A 20,054-nucleotide genomic window follows, 5' to 3' on the forward strand; every position below is an offset into this window, starting at 1 on the left:
TCTACTTCCTTTCCTCGGCGTCCGCTCCCTGCGCGTCGCGCGCGAGCGTCCGGGCCAATTGTACGATACGTGCGTCCGTGCGGAACGCGCAGGTGTTCGCGAAGAAGCGGGCGGTGGACGAGAGCACCTCATCGACCACCACGAGGTCGTTCTCGCGCAGGGTGGTGCCGGTGGCCGTGATGTCCACGATGCGCTCGGCCATCCCCGTCAAGGGTGCCAGCTCGATGTTTCCATGGAGTTTCACGATCTCCACCTGCATGCCCGTCTTCGCGTAATGGGCGGCCGTGATGCGGGGGTATTTCGTGGCCACGCGGATGGATCCGAGGCGGCGGAGGTGCTCGTCGGTGGCCTCGGCCGCGCCGGCGGGCTCGGCCACGACGAAGCGGCACGCGCCGTACTCGAGGTCGACCAGCTCCACCACGTCGCGCTCGGCCTCGAGCAGGGAGTCCTTGCCGCAGATGCCGCAGTCCGCCGCGCCCGAGGCCACGAAGGCCGGCGCGTCGGTGGGCCGCACGATGACGTACTCGACGCCCGGGTTGCGGATGATGAGCTGCCGCCCCGGGTTCGCGAGGCCGGCCACGTCGAGGCCGGCGGCCTCGAGGGCCGCCACCGTGTCGGCGTTGAGCGACCCCTTCGGCACCGCGATGCGCAAGGGGGGGGCCTCGACGTCCGCAGGCGCGCCGGCGGCCGAAGCGGCCATGGCCTGCTCGAGGAAGAACGCGAAGCCGGCGGCGGGGCGGCTCTCACCGTAGGAGCCGATCATGTTGTCGTAGCGGCCCCCCGCGCCCAGCGGCGAGCCCAGGCCGGGCGCGTAGGCTTCGAACACGATGCCCGTGTAGTAGTCGAACGAGCTCATGACCGAGAAGTCCACGAGCAGCCTATCGGCCAGCCCTCGCTCGGACAGGAGGTCGAACGTGGCCGCGAACGCGTCGAGGCCGTCCTCGCAGCCGAGCGGCGACACGAGCGCGCGCACCTCGTCGATGGCCTCCCGGCCCCCGCGGATGCGCGGCAGCGCGCGGATGGCGGCGGAGAACACGGGAGGCGCGCCCGCCTCGGCGGCGCCCTCCCCCGTCAGGCGGTCGAGCTCCACGAAGTTTGAGCGGTGGTAGGCGTCGAGCACCTGCTCCTTCCACGACGCGGCGGCGCCGCAGGCCGCGAGCAGCGCGCGCAGCACACCCACGGTGGCGAGCGCCAGGCGGCAGTCGCGCGCGCCGGCTAGCTCGAGCGCCTCCACGAGCAGCTCCACCACCTCGGCGTCGGCCTGGGCACCGGCCTCGCCGATGCACTCGATGCCGATCTGCGTCATCTCGCGCGCCTCGGCCTGCATGCTGCCGTCGGCCTCGCGGAACACGCGCTGCATGTAGCGGAAGCGCAGCGGCCCTGCGCAGTCGGCGAAGCGCGTCGCGCACATGCGCGCCACCTGCAGCGTCACGTCGGGGCGCATGGCCAGAAGGTCGCCGCGCGCGTCGAAGAACTTGAACGGCGAGCCCGGCACGCGGCCCCCCGCGCGCATGACGTCCATGACCTCGAGCGTGGGCGTCTCGATGGGCAGGTAGCCGCGCTCGGCGAAGCACGCCTGCACGTCGCGGGCGATGCGCTCGCGCGCCACCGCCTCGTCGGTCAGCACGTCCCGAAATCCCGCCGGCGTCACCAGGTTCATTCCTCGCCTTCTTCCTTCCGTCCACCGGCCGCAGCCGGAATGTCACCACGAACGAATGTTTCACGTGAAACATTTCCGCCATCGGAGCCGCGGCGCGCCCTCAACCCGAGCCAACGCCGCCTTCGCGTTCCGCTACTTTACCACAGTAGAGTGCTAAAGCAAGATATTTCTGCGATGCCCATCATTTTACGACACGAACGGCCCCGCGCCTGTCCATGAAAGCGACGCCGCACCGCACCCTTCGAAGAACACAACTTGTGACGGTTTTGCGCACGGATGCGGGCGCGCCGCTGGCATATCCCCAGGTCGGTCAAAGCCGTCAAACGCTTTCCGCCGAGAAACCATCCGGAAAAGGACGAAAAACAGCCTCCCCTGCGCGCAAAACCGTCACAAGTGACCGAGGTGGTCGCAAGGGAGCGCCGTCAGAACAGCGAGAACTGCTGGGGCTCGTAGGCGTACTCGCACACCACCTCGTCCTCGAGGAGCTCGACCTCGTGGGACTCCCAGTCCTTCACCGGCACGACGTAGTTCGCGCCGGCCTGCTCGAACACGAGCGCGCCGCCCACCATGCCGATGCAGCGCCCGCCGCACTCGTCGTCGTGGCCCTCGGGAACCTGCAGGTCGTGGCAGTCAGGCGACGGCCCGCCGAAGTAGAACGGCGAGAGGTCCTGCGCCGGCTCCGCGCCGTCGAGGCCGAGGCGCGCGACCTCGCGGTCGAGCACCTCCCGAGCCTCCGCGAAGTCGTAGCGCTCCTCCACGAGCAGGCGCGTCTTGAGCGAGGCGCGCATGGTTTCCAGAATGCCCGGCTGCGCGCACATCGCCGCCTCCAGCTCGCGCGCGTCGTCGGCGTTCTCGAAGCGACCCACGATGCGCGCCGCCCGCGACCCCTGCTCGAGCAGCCGCTCGATGCCGCGCGCCTGCGCCGAGATGCCGGCCTTCACGTGGCGCGGCGAGAAGTACGCCAGATACGCGAAATGCGGCGTGAGGTTGTAAGCGCGCTGCTGGGGCGAGATGAAGTCGGCGTGGTAGAACGACGGGTTGAAGCCGGTGGCCTGCATGCAGGCGGGGCACATCGCCTCCTTCGAATCGGGCAGGAGCTCCACATTGAGCGGGCAGACGCTCCGCTCGGACGAGCCCAGATCGAAGCGCCCCACGCAGCGTCGCGCGGGCAGGCGGCGCAGCGAGAACGTGCGCCCGCGCACGGAAAAGCGCTGCTGGACGCCGGCGTCCACGTCGTTGATCAGGAGATAGGGCCCGGATTCGGCGAAGCCGTGGCCCGCCAGGACGGTCGTGCGACCGTTTGCAAATGTCGTCATGATGTTCACCTCGTGCAACTCAAATGATCTCTCTCAGTGTTTCGAGGAGAATGATACCGCACGAGGGGCACATCCGCATGGCCCGACGGCCGTCGCGCCGAAAAAACAGGGGCTGCGGCGCATCGGCTGCCGCAGCCCCTGCCATAGAGCAGCGTCAGCCCAGCTGCATCTGGGCGACCATCTGCGACATGTTGTAGGAGAAGTACACGGCCACGACCACGTACAGGGTGGCCGCCACCTTCGCAACGATGTGCCAGTCGCTTCGCCAGGCGAGCACGATGCCCACCGGCCAGAACACGAGCAGGAAGAACACGATCCAGAACGTCTGCTCGTACCACTTCCTCGGATCCGGATCCTCTTCGAGATCGTTCGCGCTCCGGCGCAGATCCTTGCGCTGCCAGTCCCCCGGCCTCCTGCTGTCGTCAGCCATGATGCCCCCTACCCCAGCTTTTTCGCCAGGAGCTCGTTGATGACCTTGGGGTTGCCCTGGCCGCGCATCTCCTTCATGCACTGGCCCACGAAGAAGCCGATGAGGCCCGTCTTGCCGCCCTGGTACTGGGCCACCTTGTCGGGGTTCGCGGCCAGCACCGCGTCCACCACGGCTTCGATGGCGCCGGTGTCGGACACCTGCTCCATGCCGCGCTCGCGCACGATGGCGGCCGGGTCCTTATCCTCGTCGAGTACGGCCGCGAACACCTCTTTGCCCTGCTTGGACGAGATGGCGTCTTCAGCCACCAGGCGCACGAGTTCGAGCGCGCGGGCGGGGGTGAGCGCCGTGTCGGCCAGCCGCACGCCCTCATGCGCGTTCAGGTAGGCGGTCACGTCGTTGATGACGAGGTTCGCCACCGGCTTCGCCAGCTTTGCCGCATCGGCGCCAGCCAGCCCCATGCACGCCTCGAAGAAGTCGGCCGTCTCGCGATGCTCCACGAGGTGGCGCGCGTCGTAAGGCGTGAGGCCGAACGCGTCCTCGAAGCGGGCCGCCTTCTGGTCGGGCAGCTCGGGGAGCTTGGCGCGCACCGACTCGATCCACTCGTCGGTGAGGTCGTAGGGCGCGAGGTCCGGGTCGGGGAACAGGCGGTAGTCGTCGGCCGTCTCCTTCACGCGCATCACGATGGTGCGCTTCTTGGACGGGTCCCAGTGGCGCGTCTCCTGGAAGATCTGGCCGCCCTCCTCGAGCACCTCGGCCTGGCGGCATATCTCGTAGGCCAGGCCGTCGTGGAGGTTCTTGAAGCTGTTCATGTTCTTGAGCTCGGTCTTCACGCCGAACTCCTTCGCCCCGCGGCGGCGCAGGCTCACGTTGCCGTCGCAGCGCATGGAGCCCTCCTCCATCGAGCAATCCGAGATGCCGAGCGCCAGGTAGATCTGGCGCAGCTTCTGCATGAACAGGCGCGCCTCCTCGGGCGTGCGCAGGTCGGGCTCGGTCACGAGCTCGGTCAAGGGCGTGCCCGCGCGGTTGTAGTCCACGAGCGAGTGCGTGGCACCCGCGATGCGGCCCTCGCCGCCGCCGACGTGCACCATCTTGCCCGCGTCCTCCTCCATGTGGATGCGCGTGATGCCCACGTGCGCGGTGTAGCCCTCCGCCGTGCGCGTGATGTTCTCCATCGTGTCGCCCTCGGCCAGGGCCTCGATGCCGTGGCGCTCCTTGGCGGCCGCGCCGTCCACGTCCAAGTCCAGGAAGCCGCGCATGCAGAAGGCCACGGGACCCTGCGTGGTCTGGTAGTTCTTCGACATGTCGGGGTACATGTAGGTCTTGCGGTAGAACATCGAGTGCTTCTCGATGTCGCAGTTGGTGGCCAGGCCCGCCAGCACGATGGACTCGATGGCCGCGCGGTTCGGCACGGGCAGCGCGCCCGGCATGCCCAGGCACACGGGGCAGGTGTGGGTGTTGGGCTCGGCGCCGAACTCCAGCTTGCAGCCGCAGAACATCTTCGTGTCGAGCGTCGTGAGCTCGGCATGGATCTCGAGGCCGATGACGGCCTCCCAATCCTGCAGGACCTCTTCGAGCTTGCGCATGCTACTCACCTGCCTTTTCAACCTGCGACGGGGCGCCTTCGGCATTGCCCAGTCGCTCGGACAGTCCTCGCTGCGCTGCGGAACTCGCTTGGTGGGCAACGCCGAAGCCGCCCTCCTCTGTCAGCAAGCCGGGCAGGTCGACGCCCGGCGTCGCGTCGGCTGCGTCGGGGATGTCGGCGGGGGCGGCCTTGATATCCGGGGCCTCGCCTGAGAAGAGGGGCGCGACCGGCGCGGGGCCGTAGACCGTCTCGAGGGCGGCGGCGGCGCGCAGCATGTTCTCGTCCTTGAACGCCGGCGAGATGAGCTGCACGCCCACGGGCAGGCCCGTCTCGGCGCCGAGGCCCACCGGCAGGCTCATGCCGCCGTTGCCGGCGATGTTGATGGAGATGGTGAACATGTCGGACAGGTACATGTCGGTGGGGTCGCTCACCTCGCCGAACTTGAACGACGTGCGCGGGGAGACGGGCGCCAGGATGCAGTCCACCTGCTCGTAGGCGCGCGCGTAGTCCTGCGTGATGAGCGTGCGCACCTGCTGCGCCGGGTAGTAGTACCTATCGTACACGCCGGCGGACAGAAGGTAGCTGCCCAGCATGATGCGGCGGCGCGACTCGGGGCCGAAGCCCTTGGCGCGGCTCGCCTCGTACTGGCCGCCCAGGTCCTTGTGCCCGGGGTCGCAGTAGCCGTAGCGCACCGAATCGAAGCGCGCCAGGTTGGAGAACGCCTCGCAGGGGCCCAGCACGTAGTAGGCGCTCATGGCGGCCTGCGCGTTGGGCAGCTCCACCTCCACGATCTCCGCTCCCAGCGCGCGCAGATGCTCGGCGGCCTCCTCCACCTTGGCCTTCACCTCGGGCGTAAGGCCCTTGGCCTCCATGAACGCGGGCACGATGCCGATACGCATGCCGCGCACGCCCTCGGCCAGATTCGCCGTGAAGTCGACGTCCACCGCTTGGCTCGTGCAGTCGAGCGCGTCGCGGCCGGCGATGGCGTTCAGCGCGAGCGCCGCGTCCTCCACCGAGCGGGCGAACGGGCCCACCTGGTCGAGCGAGCTGCCGAAGGCCACCACGCCGAAGCGCGACACCACGCCGTAGGTGGGCTTGACGGCCACGCAGCCGCAGAAGCTGCCGGGCTGGCGGATGGAGCCGCCCGTGTCGCTGCCCAGCGTCACCGCGGCCAGGCCCGCCGCCACGGCCGCCGCGCTGCCGCCCGACGAGCCGCCGGGCACGCGCTCGAGGTCCCAGGGATTGCGCGAGGGGCCGAAGGCGCTCGTCTCGGTTGAGGAGCCGAACGCGAACTCGTCCATGTTGAGCTTGCCGAGCGGAATGCCGCCGGCCTCGAGCGTGCGCGCGACGCACGTGGCCGTGAAGGGCGACACGTAGTTGGCGAGCATACGCGACGAGCAGGTGGTATGCGTGCCCGCCAGGTTCATGTTGTCCTTGAACGCCACGGGCACGCCGGCGAGCGGCCCCATCGCGTCCAGCGTGCCGGCGGCCGCGGCCGCGTCCACGCGCGCGGCGGCCTCGAGCGCCAGCTGCTCGGTGGTCTCCAGGAAGGCGTGCGTCGCGCCATCGAGGGCGCGCACGCGGGAAAGCGACGACTCGGCCACCTCGCGGGCGCTGAACTCGCGCGCGGCCAGGCCGGCGCGTATCTCGCGCACGCCCATCGCGCCGAACGCGCGCTCGGATGCGGCGGCCATCAGCGATCGCCCCCTTCGCCCAAGATGGACGGGATGAGGAAGCACCCGTCCTGCTGCCTCGGCGCGTTCTCGAGCGCCGCGTCCTGCGAGAAGCCGGGCTCCTCGGCGTCCTCGCGCATGACGTTGGAAAGCCCGCCGATGGGGTGGAACGTGGGCTCCACGCCGTCGAGGTCGTACTCGGTGATGGGCGCGAGGCTGTCGATGATGGCGTTGAGGTCGGCGGCCATCCGGACGACCTCGTCGTCCATGAGGCCGATGCGCGTGTACTCCGCGATGCCTCGGACGTCGTGCTCGGTGAGATGCTGGGTCATAGGGCCTGCTCTTTCCTTCCCTCGTTCTCACGCGTCGGCGCTGCGATCCTCGCGCGCGCCGAAGGTGGGACAGGTGAAAACATAACGGCCACCATGATAGCAAACCTCCGGCCCGAGCGGCAGGAGGCGCGAGCGCGACGGCGATTTTTAACACACGGGCGCTACCGGGCGGCCTCGCCGTCCTTCGGGGCCTCGTCGAAGAACGCGTGCGTGCGCCGGCCGGCGGCCTTGGCGCGGTAGAGCGCCTCGTCGGCCTCGGCCTGCAGCTGCTCGAAGGCGGCGCCCGCGCCCCGATGCTCCACCGCGCCGAAGCTGCACGAGAGGGCCATCCTGCCCCGGCCCAGGTCGCGCCCGTCGCCCAGCCGGCGGTTCACCTCGTCGAACACGGCGGACATATGCTCGCGCGAAGGAGCCTCGCGGCAGAACAGGCAGAACTCGTCCCCGCCGTAGCGGGCCACCACGGCCTCCCCTCCGCAGCACTCGCCCAGCACGTCGGCCACCCAGCGCAGCGCCTCGTCGCCGGCGGCGTGGCCGTAGGTGTCGTTGACCTCCTTGAAGCGGTCCACGTCCACCATGGCGAACGCGCAGCGCGACGATTCGCCGGCCGCGTCCAGCCACTCCTGCACCGTCTCGAACGCCGCCTTGCGGTCGAGCAGCCCGGTGAGGTCGTCGTACTCGGCCTCGCGCTCCTTCGTCACATCCTCCAGCACGCCGATCACGCGCAAAGGGCCGCCCTCGCCCGCGGCCACCGGGGACAGCGACGCGCGGTACCACAGCTTCTCGCCCGCCGTCCCGCGCACCTCCAGCATGCAGGAGGCCCGCTGGGCGCCGTGCAGCACGTCGTCCAGCGCGTCCAGGAACAGCTGGAGCGACTCGTCCTCCACCTCGCCGCTTCCCACGAGGCAGCGCCGCAGCCCCTCGGGCGTGGGATCGCAGTGCTTCGCGTCCTCGGGCGTGGTGAAGCAAAGCACGTCGCCCTTCGACACGTCGAAGTCCACCACGATGTTGCCCGTCTTCTCCATGGCCACCTTGAAGCGCTCCTCGCTCACGAGGAGGTCCTGGGCCTGGCGCTCGATCTGCTCCTTCTGGCTCACCAGCTCGCGATTGGCGGCGCGCTGGCGGCGCAGGCCGCGCACCGAGAACAGCGCGATGGCTCCGAGGACCGCCACCAACAGCGCGAGGGAGGCCTGCGCCGGCCCGTTGCTCTGCGAGGCCGCGTCGCGGGCGTAGCGCTCCAGCTCGTTGCCGTAGAAGCCCACGAACAGGGCCCAGTCCGCTTCCTCGAGCGGGCCGTAGGCCATGTAGCTGGTGCCGCCCTCCCACTCGTAGCTTCCCATGCCGCGCGCGCCCTGCAACGGCAGCTGCTCGAGGGCGGCCACGCCCTGGTCCTGGGCATCGCCCGTTCGGGCGGCGTTCTCCGTGGCGTTGTACTCGGACTCGAACCAGTCGTAGTTCTCCTCGCGGGAAGCCGCGATGTTGCGGCCCGTGCCGTCGATGAGGTAGGCCGAGCCGTAGCCCGCCTTGAAGCGCAGGTTGGCTATCCAGTCGCTCACGCGGTAGCCGTCGATGCGCTCGACGAGCGCGCCCGCCGCCTGGCCGTCCACGACGATGGGCGCCGCCACCGCCATGATGTAGGAGCGCTCGCCGTTGTAGGCCGGCCCCATCAGCAGCGCGTCGTCGGCCGAGAGCGCCTCAAGGGGATCGGCGGGCGGCATGACGGCGTCCCAGGAGGCGGCCTCTCCGTCGGCGCCGACGAGGCGGCCGTCGGAGGCGAGGAACCAGCAGTCGAGCCCCGCTTCCGCAGGATGGATGGCCGAGAGCACGCGGCCGAGCTCCGCGTCGTCGGCAGCCTGCGCCAGGGCGGCGCCCTGCTCGGCGGCATGGCCCCGCACGTCGGCCTTGAGCCCGCGGATGCGCGTGTCGAGCGACTCCGTGCCCAGATCGCGCATGATCTCCACCGCGTCGAGCGTGTGGGCGGCCGTCGCCTCGTAGAAGCTGCGCTCGGTGCTGACGTACACGGCCCAGCACAGAAGCGCGGCCACCACCGCAAGCGCCAAGGTGGCGGCCACCGGCACCGCCAGCGGCTTTCGGGTTGTCGTGCGGCCTGTCTCCACCCAGCTCCTCTCGGCCAGCCGGCGCGCCATCGCCGGGCGCTTCATCGCGAATAACCGAGTATAGCATCAGCGGCCGGCGGCAGGCTCGCGCGAGGTTCAACCGCAAGTGGAGTCAGCCGCGCCCCGAAAGCCGCCGCGCGCGACGGCCGCCGCCGGCCGGCAGAGGCGCGCGGCCCGTTGCCCGTGCACGAAATGCCTGATGAACGGGCCACCCGGCGAGAAATCCCCCGGAACGGGTGGCCTTCCCACCCTAAACTGCGCTTCCGCGAAACAGCGGGCGGCCGTATCGTGGGCCGCATCGACGGGGATGCCGAGGGAGGGCTCCCGAAACGAAACGAACCGAACCGAAAGGGGATCCATCATGGGCAAGGCAGGACGCAACGCCGGGATGCGCACGGGCAAGGCCATCGACCGCCGCGACTTCATGCGAGGGGCGCTCGGCACGGGAGCGCTCGCCGCGCTGTCGTTCGCGGGGCTCACGGGCTGCGCGCCGAAGCAGGCCGACGCGAGCGAGGCGCAGGACGGAGGGTCCTTCGACCTCATCGTCATCGGCGCGGGCGGCGCGGGCATGACGGCAGCCATGAGCGCGCACGACGGCGGCGCGCGCGTCATCCTCCTGGAGAAGATGGCCGTGGCGGGCGGCAACACCTGCTTCGCCGAGGGCGGCATGAACGCGTGCTGCACGAAGCTGCAAGAGGAGGAGGGCGTCGAGGACAGCGTGGATCTGTTCGCGTCCGACACGTACAAGGGCGGCCACGAGCTGGGCAACAAGGAGCTCATCCGCTACATGTGCGAGAACTCCAACGCCGCCATCGAGCGCCTGGCCGAGCGCGGCATGCACCTCACGAAGATCTCCACATCCGGCGGCGCGTCGGTGCCGCGCATCCACCGCCCCGAGGACGGCAGCGCGGTGGGCAAGTACCTGGTCAAGCACATGTGCGACCAGTGCGCCGAGCGCGGCGTGGACGCGGTCACCCACATGGACGTGCAGGAGATCCTCGCCGGCGACGACGGGGCCATCGCCGGCGTGCGGGCCCTCGACGACCGCAGCGGACGCTTGGTGGACTACCACGCGCCCGCCATCGTCATCGCCGCCGGCGGCTTCGGCGCGAACCACGAGATGCTGGCCCAGTACCGCCCCGAGCTGCGCGAGGCCGTGACCACCAACCAGCCCGGCGCGCAGGGCGACGGCATCCTGCTCGGGCAGGCCGTAGGCGCCGACACGGTGGACATCGAGCAGATCCAGGTGCACCCCACCGTCGAGCAGGGCACGTCCATCCTGCTCAGCGAGGGCATCCGCGGCGACAGCGCGGTGCTCGTGAACGCCGAGGGCAACCGCTTCACCGACGAGCTGCTCACCCGCGACGTGGTATCGGCCGCCGAGTGGGAGCAGCCGGGCGGGTGGGCCTACGCCGTGTTCGACAAGCACGTCTACGACGACAACAAGTCCATCAAGGAGAAGTTCGAGAAGAAGGGCCTGCTCATCAGCGCCGACACGATCGAGGCCCTGGGCGCGCAGCTGGAGATCACCAGCACGGACAACTTCACGGCCACGATGGACGCCTACAACTCCGCCATCGAGAGCGGCGCCGACGACCCGTTCGGCCGCTGGAAGAGCCGCAACCCCATCGTGAACGCGCCCTTCTACGCCATCAAGGTGGCGCCGGGCATCCACCACACCATGGGCGGCCTGCGCATCGACGTGGACGCGCAGGTGCTCGACGCGGCCGGCCAGCCCATCCCCGGCCTGTTCGCGGCCGGCGAGGTGACGGGCGGCATCCACGGCGGCAACCGCCTGGGCGGCAACGCCATCTGCGACATCAACGTGTTCGGCCACCGCGCCGCCGAGACCGCGCTCGGGTTCCTCGGCCTGGCGTAGCGGCTCGAACGCCTCCCCTCCCTCCTCGCGCGCCGGGCGATGCATGCCCGGCGCGCCTTCCTATGGTATGCTTTCCCCGTCAGACGAAACGGAGGAAGAGGCTCGATGGAGAAGGCGGCTGCGGCAGATTCCGCGACGAAGGGGTTCGGACGCTTCATGGCGGAGTACCTGCCCCTGTTCTCCGTGAACATGCTCGGCCTGGTGGCCGTGCGCATCTGGATACAGTGCAACCTCTACGACCGCTACGCGTCCACCGACTCGGGCGTCGTGACCATCGCCACCAACCTGTTCCGCGTGCTCGTGATAGCCGTGCTCATCGCGCTCGTCGTGCGCCGCGGATTCTCGCCCGCGGCGCAGCGGAGGCTCGCCTGGGGCTCGACCGTGGCCATGACGCTGGCGAGCGCGCTGTTCCTCATCGACGCCGAGGCGCCGGCGCCGGGCCTCGTGGAGGCCGCGTGCCTGCTCGCGGGGTTCGGCATCGCATGGGGCGGCGGCATGTGGATCACCCTGTACGTGCGCCTCGCCGCCGGGGAGGCGCTGCTCTACGCGTTCCTCTCGCTCGGGGCAAGCTCCGTCGCGGGCTTCTTCCTGGGGCTCGCGCCCGCCTACCTCACCTACCTCGTGGCCATGCTCATGCCGGCACTCTCGCTCATCGCCTGCCAGCGGGCGCACCGCCTGGTGGACGAGCGCGAGCGGCTGGCCGGGGCGCGGCCGGAGGGAGCCGGGGAGGAGCGCGCCTACGACCGCGAGCCCCGCTCCACGTTCGTGCGGCTCGTCGCGGGCATCGCGCTTTTCAACCTCGCGCTCGGCATCGCGCGCGGATTCCCGTCCGGGCAGTCCATCGAGCTGCCCCTCGCCTTCCAGGCGATCCACCAGCTCGCCGCCGCGGCGCTCTCCTTCGGCCTGATTTGGTGGGCGCTCGTCGCGCGGCGCACCGTGAAGTTCTCCACGCTGTGGAACGTCTCGGTCACGCTCATAGCGGCGGGCGTGCTGGTGCTGGCGACGCTCGACGCCGGGCTCACGCCGGCGGGTGCCACGCTCATCGCCGTGGCGAACACGTTCAGCGTGGGGCTCCTCTGGTTCAGCGCCTACGACGTGGCGCGCCACAGCAGCGTGCCTTCCTATATCATCCTGGGCGTCACCTGGGCCGCGCACATCCTGCCCCGCGAGGTGGGCCGCGCGCTCATCTGGATCGCCGAGCCGCACACCACCGAGGCCGTGTTCGTCACCGTGGGCATCGTGCTTCTGGTGGCGGCCAGCATGGCGCTTCTGCTGAGCGACTCGCTGCCCTCGACCAGGCCGCTGTTCGCCGACTTCCGCACCGCGGGCGGCGCGTCGCGCTGGCGCGAGCGGATCGCCGTGGAGGCCGGCGCAGCGCCCGCCGCCGCAGCCGAGGAGGAGGGCCCGGCGCGCGACTCCCTGGCCGAGCGCATCGGGCTTCTGCAGGCGCGCTACCTCCTCACCGACCGCGAGGCCGAGGTCGTGAGCCACCTGGCCCAGGGGCGCAGCAAGACCGCCATCGGGGAGAAGCTGTTCATCTCCGAGAACACGGTGCGCACCTACGTGAAGAACATCTACGCGAAGCTCGACGTCCACAGCAAGCAGGAGCTGCTCGACCTTTTGGACGAGCAGCCGGCGCAGACGCTAGGGAACCGCTGATCAAGGCGCAGTTCGCTCAGTAGCGCTTGACCAGCCCCAGGATGTTGTCGTGGCAGAGCTTCTGCGCGGTCTCGGGCGAGAGCTTGTCCAGGAGCGCGTAGTACTTCGTCACCTCTTCGGGATAGGTTCCCCAGTGGCCCACCTTGTCGGTGCCCACCATGAAGCGGTCGGGCCACTTCTCCATGAGCGCCGCCCAGTCGTCCATCGTGTCGCCGTCCTTGAAGCCGTCGGGGTTCTCCTCGAGGAAGTAGTAGTTGTACACGATCCACGAGATGTCGATCCACAGGTTCTCGTTCTGGCTCAGCAGCTCGTCGGCGATGGACGCCAGGTGCGGCACCTCCACGCGCCGCGAGATGCCGATGTGCGCCCAGATGAGCTTGCAGTCGCGGTTGTGCGCGAGCGCGGCCTTCAGCTCGTCGAGGTAGAGCACCTCCGGCGTGCTGGCCGCCGTGATGTTGTGGTGCACGAGCACGGGAAGCCCCTGCTCGGCGCCCAGGTCGAAGATCTCGAGGAACGCCGGGTGGTCGAGGTGCGGCGGCTCGCCGTACGTGAGCGCCGTGAGGTCGTCGTGGCGGCTCATGAGCTCGCCGATGCCGGCGAACGTGTCGGGGTAGATGCGCAGCAGCTGGCGTATGTGGTCGGCGGCGAAGCGGTCGTTGGGGTTGATGCCGCAGATGAACGGGAAGAAGCGCCCGCGCACCTCGGGCGGCTGGGCCAGCAGGTCCTCGATGGTGAGGAAGTCGGTGCCGGAATAGTAGTAGCAGCGCGAGTCGTTGCTGAGATAGTAGCTGGGCGCCTTGTCGGCGTCCTCGTCCCACTGCTTGGCCATGGCCATGCCGAAGATCACGGCCTGCGACACCCCGCAGGCGTCCATGGCCAGCGTGAGCGCCTCGTAGCCGTCGGTCTGCTGGAGGAAGTCCACGTAGTGCAGGTGGCTGCCCACCACGTCGTAGCGCACGCCCTCGGCCGGCTGGGCTGCGGCGGGCGTCTGCGGGGCTTGCTCGGCCTGCGGCGCGGCGGCCTCGCCGGCGGGCGGCTGCTCGGAGCCTTCCGGCTCGCCTGCCGCTCCCGCGTTCGGGACGGCGCATCCCCCCAGCATGCCGAGCGTTCCCGCAGCGGCTCCGGCGGCGGCCAGCTCCACGAAGCGCCGCCGCGAGATGGGCGCTCCCTCGTCCCTGGGCAGTTCTCCGCGGCGCGCGTGTCCGTCGTTCATATGCTCCCCTTTCCTGCGGTGCGATCCTTGATGATAGGGCTTCGATCACAGCAAACCAGCATCAAGGCGAGTCTAGCACGCAGCGGCGGCCGAGCGCACGCCCGAGCCGAAGAGCGTATACTGGACGGGAGCCCGACGGGACCCGCTCGCGCGCGGGGCCGGGACGATCACCCGACCGAAAGGAGCAGGCATGGAACCCATGGACGAAGTGCTGGCCTACCTCAAGGAGAACCCCACCTACTACCTGGCCACCGTGGACGCGAACGGCGACCCGCAGGTGCGGCCCTTCGGCACCGTCGCGAAGTTCGACGGGCGGCTCATCATTCAGACGGGCAACTCGAAGGCGGTGTTCAAGGAGATGATGGCGCATCCGCGCATCGCCATCTCGGCTGCGAGCGCCGACGGGATGTCGTGGCTGCGGCTTTCCGCCGATGCCGTGCGCGACGACCGCCGCGAGGCGCGTGTGGCGGCGCTCGCCGACTACCCCGAGCTGCATAGCATGTACGACCCCGACGACGGCAACTGCGAGGCCGTGGCCCTGGAGAACGTCTCGGCAGCGTTCTGCGACTACTCGGGCGCGCCCCGCGTCGTGGAGTTCTAGCCCTCCTTTCGGGCGTCGTCGCCCTCATGCTCCCAGGCGGCGAGCTCTTCGAGGAAGGCCTCGCCGTAGCGGGCGAGCTTGGTGGCGCCTACGCCGCTGACCTCGAGGAACTCGTCGTCGGTGGCGGGGCGCCGCACGCACATGTCGCGCAGCGTGGCATCCGAGAACACGATGTAGGGAGGCACGCCGGCCTCGTCGGCCAGGCGCTTGCGCAGCGCGCGCAGACGCTCGAAGAGCTCCGGGTCGGCCTCGCCCGATGCGGCCGCCGTGCCCGAGCCGCCGAACACGCGGCCCGCGCCCCCGGCGCTCCGCACGCGCTCGGCCTTGCGCACGACCTTCTTCATGGTGAGCGAGAAGCCCTCCGCCGCAGCCTCGCGGGCGCGCGGGCCGAGGCCCACCGTGGGGTACGCGCCCTCGGCGATGACGAGGTAGCCGCCGGCGGCCAGAAGCTCGATGACCTCCTTGACCTGCGCAGCCGACGCGTCCACCGTGTCGTAGCTGGCCGCCTCGTCCAGATGCAGGTCGAGCACCTTCGCGCTCTTCGACCCGCGCAGCACGTCCACCACGACGCCCTTGCCGAAGCGCCCGCGCAGCTCCTTCACGCACCGCATGACCGCGCGCGCCGTGCCCGTGACGTCCACCGCGTCGAAGGCGCCCTCGCAGTTGGAGCAGTTGGCGCACCCCTTGCCATCCTGAGCGGAGGCGCGCAGCGCCGAGTCCGCCTCGTCCTCGCCGAAGTAGTTCAGGATGTAGCGCCGCAGGCAGCCTGTGGTGTGGCAATAGCCTGTCATGGCCTCGAGCAGGCGGCGGCGCGAGGCGCGCACGGCGTCGGCCTCCTCGGGCGTGAGCTCCTCGTTGCCCGACTCCTGCTCGATGAAGAAGCGGCAGGTGGACACGTCGCCGTCGCTCCACAGAAGCATGCACGTGGACGGCTCGCCGTCGCGCCCGGCGCGGCCCGCCTCCTGGTAGTAGGCCTCGATGCTGCCGGGCATGTTGTGATGGATGACGTAGCGCACGTTGGACTTGTCGATGCCCATGCCGAACGCGTTCGTGGCCACCATCACCGGCGCGTCGTCGGCGATGAACGCGCGCTGGCTCTCCGTGCGCTCGGCCGCCGGCATGCCCGCATGGTAGCGCGCCGCGCGCACGCCGGCAGCGACGAGCGCGGCATGCACCTTGTCGGTGTCCTTGCGGGTGGAGCAGTACACGATGCCCGAATCACCCGGGTGCGCTAGCGCGTAGCTCCCGATCCAGGCGAGCTTCTTCTTCGGCTCCATGCGCTCCACGCCGAAGTAGAGGTTCGGACGGTCGAACCCCGTGACCACCTCGTAGGGATCGCGCAGATCCAAGAGCCGCACAATGTCGCGGCGCACGCGCTCGGTGGCCGTGGCGGTGAACGCCGCCACGACAGGGCGCTGCGGCAGCTGCGCGATGAAGTCGCCGATGGCCAGGTACGACGGGCGGAAGTCCTGCCCCCATTGGGACACGCAGTGCGCCTCGTCCACGGCCACGAGCGGGATGGCCGCCTGCGCGGCGAACTCAAGGAAGCGCGGATCGGCCAGCCGCTCCGGCGCCACGTACATGATCTGGTAGGCGCCCGCAAGCGCGCGGCGCAGCACCGTGGCCTGCTGGCCGGGCGTGAGCGTGGAGTTGAGGTAGGCGCCGCGCACGCCCGCGTCGAGGAGCGCGCGCACCTGGTCGCCCATGAGCGACACGAGCGGGCTCACCACGAGCGCGAGCCCGTCCATCACGATGCCGGGCACCTGGTAGCACACCGACTTGCCCGCGCCCGTGGGCATGACCGCGAGCGCGTCGCGGCCGGCGAGGATGGCGTCCACCACTCCCGCCTGCCCCGGCCGGAACCCGTCGTAGCCGAAATGCTCCTTGAGCGCGCGCCGCGCGAGATCGCTGTCGTCCGCCATGCCTGCCATGCTCCCTTCGAACGGCCGAGGAGGGCTAGAGCAGCCCGCCCTCTTCCAAGCGCTTCTCGAAATCGTTCTTGTACGTCCTGCGCAGATAGCTTTTCGCTACATCCCATCGGGCGGCTCTGTTAAATTCAGAAATCCTGAATTTAACAGAGCCGCCCGCTTCCGACAACTCCCCTGATTCGAATACTCTTTCCGGAGGAAGGGTAGACGAAGCCTCAACTACCGAGGAAATCACGGCAGTTCAAAGCGAAGAGCCGGCAAGTGCGAAGCGCAGGTTCCACGATCCGGGCCTCAGGGGAGTTCAAACTCCGAACGCGGGATCACCTCATCGGCCGCAGCCCTCTTTCTCGCTTCCTTCGTCGTCGCAACCCCCATCCGCCACGCTCTCGATGGCGTCCAGATCCTCGCGACGCAGCTCAAGCGTGTCCCAGAGGTCGACGCCGCGCTGCAGGGCGAGCCAGTATTCGGCCGAGGTTCCGAACAGGCGGGCGAGGCGCAGGGCCATGTCGGTGCTCAACGCGCGGCGCTCGCGGACGAGCTCGTTCACCGATTGGCGCGACACGCCGAGGCGCTTCGCGAGGCCCGCCACTGTGAGCCCATAAGCGGGCATGAGCTCCTCGCGCAGCACCTCGCCGGGATGCGTGGGCCGACGCGCCACGATGGTCAGCTGCCGGCTCGGGCCCTTCTCGCGCTCCCGCTCCGATTCGATGAACCCCACGTCGAAGGCGTTCCCGTCCTCGAATCGAAACTGGAGGAGCTGCCCGTCCTCCATCGCGACGGCGCACCGGCCGCCTTCCCGCTCGTCCACGGCGCGCATCCTGCCGCCGAACGATCCGCGCACGTCCGCCAACGAGATCGCCGCATCGACCATGTCCATCCCGCGCACGACGCTGCGGGACGCGGCTCCGTGCGCCCCGTCCGAGAAAAGGCTTTCCGCGCTGCTCTGTGAGAACGTCTTGATCATAGCATGATTGTAATGCGTCACGTGACAAGTGTCAAGCGAATCGAGTTGCGAAAACCGACCCTCCCCCGTATAGTGATGCACAGGCCCGGGCGTCGCGCGAGGCGGCGCCGGCCGACCGCCGAACCGGAAGGAGGCCCCATGGCCAACATTCGCGAAGAGTACGTGGACTACCTCGGATTCAAGACCTACTGCAAGATCGTGGGCGAGAACGCGCCGGGCAAGAAGACGCTGCTCGTGCTGCACGGCGGCCCGGGCGACTGCCACAACTACCTCCTGCCCTACGCCGAGCTGGCCGACCGCTACGGCCGCCAGGTGGTGTTCTACGACCAGATAGGCTGCGGCAAGTCGATGATCCCCCACCAGGAGGACGACTTCTACACCTACGACCTGTGGGTGAACGAGTTCTACACGGTGCGCGAGGCGTTGGGCCTGGACGACATCCACCTGTTCGGCAACTCGTGGGGCGGGATGCTGGGGATGCTCTGCATGATGAAGGATGACACCGGCGTGAACTCGTTTACCATCAACTCGTCGCCCGTGTACATCCCCACGTGGCTTTCCGAGGCGAACCGCCTGATCAAGTACATGCCCGAGGATATGCAGAAGGCCATCGCCGAAGCCGAGCGCACCGGCGACTACGAGACGCCCGAGGCGAAGGCCGCCTACGACGAGTACTACAAGCGCCACGTGGTGGGCGTGTACGAGAAGGACTACCCCGACTACATCAACGACACGTTCGCCGGCGTGGGCGAATGCTATATGGTCATGCAGGGCGCGAGTGAGTTCGTGGTCACTGGCAAGATGAAGGACTGGGACATCCGCGAGGGCGTGAAGAACATCAAGGTGCCATGCATGGCGCTTTCGGGCACCGATGACGAGGGAACGCCGCTCGTGGTGAAGGAGGGTGTCGACCTCATCCCCGGCTGCGAGTGGACGCTCATCCAGGGCGCGCCGCACATCGCCAACGTCACGCACAAGGACGAGTGCCTGGAAGCCGTCGAGGACTTCATGAGCCGCCACGAGTAAGACGGCGCGCCCCGGTTGTCTGAGCGAAGGCGGCGAAGCCGCCTGAGTCGAAGGATTCCCTGCGGCGCCAGCTGTGAGGTTTCCGGCTAACGCCGCAGGGGATCCTTCGACTCCGGCCTGCGGCCTCCGCTCAGGATGACAAGAGGGGGGACCGCTTCGCTCGCTCAGGATGACAAGAGGAAGGACCGCTTCGCTCGCTCAGGATGACAAGAGGAAGGACCGCTTCGCTCGCTCAGACGCTTAGACAAAAAGGAGAGTTCGCCCGCTCAGGACGACACGGGGCGCGGCAGGAAGCCGTCGAGTTCGGCGTCCAGCTCGGGGATGCGCTTCACACGGGGATGCTCGTCGAGCTTGCCGCGCGCCATCACCAGGGTCACATCGCGCAGGGCCTCCAGGTTCTCCAGCGGGTTCTCCCTGGTCACGATGAGGTCGGCTGCCTTGCTCTCCTCGACCGATCCCGTCTCCTCCCCCAGCCCCAGGATGCGCGCGTTGCCGAGCGTGGCCGTGTGCAGGGCCTGCTGACGGGAGGCACCAACGAAGCGCTCGAAGTACACCACCTCGCGCCACATGTCGTAGTGCGTGATGTAGGGGCACGACGAGTCGGTGCCGAGCCCCACCGGGATGCCGGCCGCGAGCGCCTGCTGGGCGGCGCGCACGATGCCCTCGTACACGATGCGGCCGTTCTCCTTCTGCACCTCGGTGGACTTCGTCTTCTCAGGCGGCAGCTCAACGAACGGCAGGGCAGGCGAGACGGTGCAGGTGAGCGACGAGGCGCAGCCGACGCCGTTCTTCTTGAAGAGCGCCAGCAGCCCGTCGTCGAGCTCCGCACCGTGCTCGATGGTGTCGACGCCGGCCTCGAGGCCCACGCGCACGCCCTCGGCGCTCTCGATGTGCGCGGCCGTGGGGAGGCCCAGCTTATGCGCCTCGTCTACCGCGGCGCTCGCGATGTCCGGCGACATGCGCAGCACGCCCGGCTCGCCCGGCACCTCGGCGTCGAACACACCGCCCGTGATGAACAGCTTGATCAGGTCGCATTTGCGCGCGAAGCACGTGCGCACGATCTCGCGCGCCTCCTCGGGCGTGTTCGCGATGCGCGCGAACAGCCCCGCGCCGTGGCCACCGGACACCGTGACGCCCGTGCCCGACGTGAGCAGGCGCGGCCCGGGGAACCTCCCGGCGTTGATGGCATCGCGCACGTCCACGTCGGCGAAGCCGGGGTCGCCCACGCTGCGCACGGTGGTCACGCCGCTGGCCAGCTGGGCCTGCGCGTGGCTGCGGATCATGCGCCGCAGCGCCCACATTCCCACCGGGTTGCTGGTGACCTTGTCGATGAGGTCGCCCGCCCCGCCCGCGCTCATGGGCTTGCCCGAGCCGCACAGGTGCACATGCGCGTTCACCAGCCCCGGCATGAGGTACGCGCCAGCGAGGTCGATCTCGCGCGCGCCGGCCGGCCCCACCGTGGTGGCAGCGGGCCCCACGCGGTCGATGCGTCTATCGTCGTCCACCACCACCGTCATGTTGGGCTGAGGCTCCATCTGCTCCGTGCCGTCGAGCACCGTCGCATGCGTGAACACGTACGCCATCTTCCTACCGCCTTTCTCGCCCGATTCGCTCCGCTCAGTATACGCCCGCATCCGCCATCGCGCGCTATACTATCACCATCATCGAGCGAAGGAC

15 protein-coding genes are annotated in these 20,054 nt (G+C 69.3%); 4 read left to right on the plus strand and 11 right to left on the minus strand.

Features of this window, described 5'->3' with window-relative positions; all coding sequences use genetic code 11:
- Position 1: 1 nt before the first annotated feature.
- The 7 genes from hisZ to FX134_RS05265 form a co-directional block, all read right to left on the minus strand.
- Entirely contained in the window at positions 2–1,660 is a 1,659-nt protein-coding gene (gene hisZ / locus FX134_RS05235) for an ATP phosphoribosyltransferase regulatory subunit (protein WP_080798638.1), read from the minus strand.
- A 422-nt stretch (positions 1,661–2,082) separates the two neighbouring features.
- Positions 2,083–2,976 (minus strand): DUF2797 domain-containing protein, encoded by an 894-nt coding sequence (locus FX134_RS05240; protein ID WP_080803789.1) that lies wholly within the window; start codon positions 2,974–2,976, stop codon positions 2,083–2,085.
- 154 nt (positions 2,977–3,130) lie between these two features.
- A complete protein-coding gene (locus FX134_RS05245) occupies positions 3,131–3,406 on the minus strand; it encodes a holotricin-3 (RefSeq protein ID WP_080798641.1) in 276 nt (91 codons plus the stop codon).
- Positions 3,407–3,414: 8 nt separating this feature from the next.
- Positions 3,415–4,989, minus strand: a complete 1,575-nt coding sequence (gene gatB, locus FX134_RS05250; RefSeq protein WP_080798643.1) for an Asp-tRNA(Asn)/Glu-tRNA(Gln) amidotransferase subunit GatB — start codon at positions 4,987–4,989, stop codon at positions 3,415–3,417.
- A 1-nt stretch (position 4,990) separates the two neighbouring features.
- The gene (gatA, locus tag FX134_RS05255) at positions 4,991–6,682 is read right to left on the minus strand and encodes an Asp-tRNA(Asn)/Glu-tRNA(Gln) amidotransferase subunit GatA (RefSeq protein WP_080798646.1); all 1,692 of its coding nucleotides are present in this window, start codon (positions 6,680–6,682) and stop codon (positions 4,991–4,993) included.
- Complete coding sequence (gene gatC, locus FX134_RS05260; RefSeq protein WP_080798649.1) at positions 6,682–6,993, minus strand: Asp-tRNA(Asn)/Glu-tRNA(Gln) amidotransferase subunit GatC; 312 nt, start codon at positions 6,991–6,993, stop codon at positions 6,682–6,684. Before gatC ends, gatA begins: the two co-directional genes overlap by 1 nt.
- Before the next feature lie 161 nt (positions 6,994–7,154).
- Positions 7,155–9,137, minus strand: coding sequence for a sensor domain-containing diguanylate cyclase (locus tag FX134_RS05265; protein ID WP_143412138.1), 1,983 nt, complete (start codon positions 9,135–9,137; stop codon positions 7,155–7,157).
- A 331-nt stretch (positions 9,138–9,468) separates the two neighbouring features.
- Between FX134_RS05265 and FX134_RS05270 the strand changes: the two genes are divergently transcribed.
- On the plus strand, positions 9,469–10,986 hold the full coding sequence (locus tag FX134_RS05270) for a flavocytochrome c (RefSeq protein ID WP_232050846.1): 1,518 nt from the start codon (positions 9,469–9,471) through the stop codon (positions 10,984–10,986).
- 105 nt (positions 10,987–11,091) lie between these two features.
- The gene (locus FX134_RS14995; protein ID WP_143412139.1) at positions 11,092–12,645 is read left to right on the plus strand and encodes a helix-turn-helix transcriptional regulator; all 1,554 of its coding nucleotides are present in this window, start codon (positions 11,092–11,094) and stop codon (positions 12,643–12,645) included.
- A 16-nt stretch (positions 12,646–12,661) separates the two neighbouring features.
- On the opposite strand, the gene FX134_RS05280 is transcribed toward FX134_RS14995, so the two are convergent.
- Positions 12,662–13,858, minus strand: a complete 1,197-nt coding sequence (locus tag FX134_RS05280) for an amidohydrolase family protein (protein ID WP_080798657.1) — start codon at positions 13,856–13,858, stop codon at positions 12,662–12,664.
- Between the two features lie 190 nt (positions 13,859–14,048).
- Between FX134_RS05280 and FX134_RS05285 the strand changes: the two genes are divergently transcribed.
- Positions 14,049–14,459, plus strand: coding sequence for a pyridoxamine 5'-phosphate oxidase family protein (locus FX134_RS05285; RefSeq protein WP_197735968.1), 411 nt, complete (start codon positions 14,049–14,051; stop codon positions 14,457–14,459).
- Here the strand turns inward: FX134_RS05285 and recQ are convergent.
- Both recQ and FX134_RS05295 read right to left on the minus strand, forming a co-directional pair.
- The gene (recQ, locus tag FX134_RS05290; RefSeq protein ID WP_080803797.1) at positions 14,456–16,381 is read right to left on the minus strand and encodes a DNA helicase RecQ; all 1,926 of its coding nucleotides are present in this window, start codon (positions 16,379–16,381) and stop codon (positions 14,456–14,458) included. The genes FX134_RS05285 and recQ overlap by 4 nt on opposite strands.
- A gap of 331 nt (positions 16,382–16,712) precedes the next feature.
- Positions 16,713–17,258 (minus strand): HigA family addiction module antitoxin, encoded by a 546-nt coding sequence (locus tag FX134_RS05295; protein WP_232050847.1) that lies wholly within the window; start codon positions 17,256–17,258, stop codon positions 16,713–16,715.
- A gap of 231 nt (positions 17,259–17,489) precedes the next feature.
- Between FX134_RS05295 and FX134_RS05300 the strand changes: the two genes are divergently transcribed.
- On the plus strand, positions 17,490–18,377 hold the full coding sequence (locus FX134_RS05300; protein WP_080798660.1) for a proline iminopeptidase-family hydrolase: 888 nt from the start codon (positions 17,490–17,492) through the stop codon (positions 18,375–18,377).
- Between the two features lie 266 nt (positions 18,378–18,643).
- Here FX134_RS05300 and FX134_RS05305 read toward each other — a convergent pair whose 3' ends face one another.
- Complete coding sequence (locus FX134_RS05305) at positions 18,644–19,960, minus strand: amidohydrolase family protein (protein ID WP_087881535.1); 1,317 nt, start codon at positions 19,958–19,960, stop codon at positions 18,644–18,646.
- Positions 19,961–20,054 lie beyond the last annotated feature (94 nt).

This window comes from Arabiibacter massiliensis (assembly GCF_902386925.1).
GTDB classification, from domain to species: domain Bacteria; phylum Actinomycetota; class Coriobacteriia; order Coriobacteriales; family Eggerthellaceae; genus Arabiibacter; species Arabiibacter massiliensis.

What these genes read in the sequence shown, in the direction of transcription:
- hisZ (WP_080798638.1), bottom strand. Translation starts at nt 1,660, where the DNA reads ATGAACCTGGTGACGCCGGCGGGATTTCGGGACGTGCTGACCGACGAG.
- FX134_RS05240 (WP_080803789.1), bottom strand. Translation starts at nt 2,976, where the DNA reads ATGACGACATTTGCAAACGGTCGCACGACCGTCCTGGCGGGCCACGGC.
- FX134_RS05245 (WP_080798641.1), bottom strand. Translation starts at nt 3,406, where the DNA reads ATGGCTGACGACAGCAGGAGGCCGGGGGACTGGCAGCGCAAGGATCTG.
- gatB (WP_080798643.1), bottom strand. Translation starts at nt 4,989, where the DNA reads ATGCGCAAGCTCGAAGAGGTCCTGCAGGATTGGGAGGCCGTCATCGGC.
- gatA (WP_080798646.1), bottom strand. Translation starts at nt 6,682, where the DNA reads ATGGCCGCCGCATCCGAGCGCGCGTTCGGCGCGATGGGCGTGCGCGAG.
- gatC (WP_080798649.1), bottom strand. Translation starts at nt 6,993, where the DNA reads ATGACCCAGCATCTCACCGAGCACGACGTCCGAGGCATCGCGGAGTAC.
- FX134_RS05265 (WP_143412138.1), bottom strand. Translation starts at nt 9,137, where the DNA reads ATGGCGCGCCGGCTGGCCGAGAGGAGCTGGGTGGAGACAGGCCGCACG.
- FX134_RS05270 (WP_232050846.1), top strand. Translation starts at nt 9,469, where the DNA reads ATGGGCAAGGCAGGACGCAACGCCGGGATGCGCACGGGCAAGGCCATC.
- FX134_RS14995 (WP_143412139.1), top strand. Translation starts at nt 11,092, where the DNA reads ATGGAGAAGGCGGCTGCGGCAGATTCCGCGACGAAGGGGTTCGGACGC.
- FX134_RS05280 (WP_080798657.1), bottom strand. Translation starts at nt 13,858, where the DNA reads ATGAACGACGGACACGCGCGCCGCGGAGAACTGCCCAGGGACGAGGGA.
- FX134_RS05285 (WP_197735968.1), top strand. Translation starts at nt 14,049, where the DNA reads ATGGAACCCATGGACGAAGTGCTGGCCTACCTCAAGGAGAACCCCACC.
- recQ (WP_080803797.1), bottom strand. Translation starts at nt 16,381, where the DNA reads ATGGCGGACGACAGCGATCTCGCGCGGCGCGCGCTCAAGGAGCATTTC.
- FX134_RS05295 (WP_232050847.1), bottom strand. Translation starts at nt 17,258, where the DNA reads ATGGTCGATGCGGCGATCTCGTTGGCGGACGTGCGCGGATCGTTCGGC.
- FX134_RS05300 (WP_080798660.1), top strand. Translation starts at nt 17,490, where the DNA reads ATGGCCAACATTCGCGAAGAGTACGTGGACTACCTCGGATTCAAGACC.
- FX134_RS05305 (WP_087881535.1), bottom strand. Translation starts at nt 19,960, where the DNA reads ATGGCGTACGTGTTCACGCATGCGACGGTGCTCGACGGCACGGAGCAG.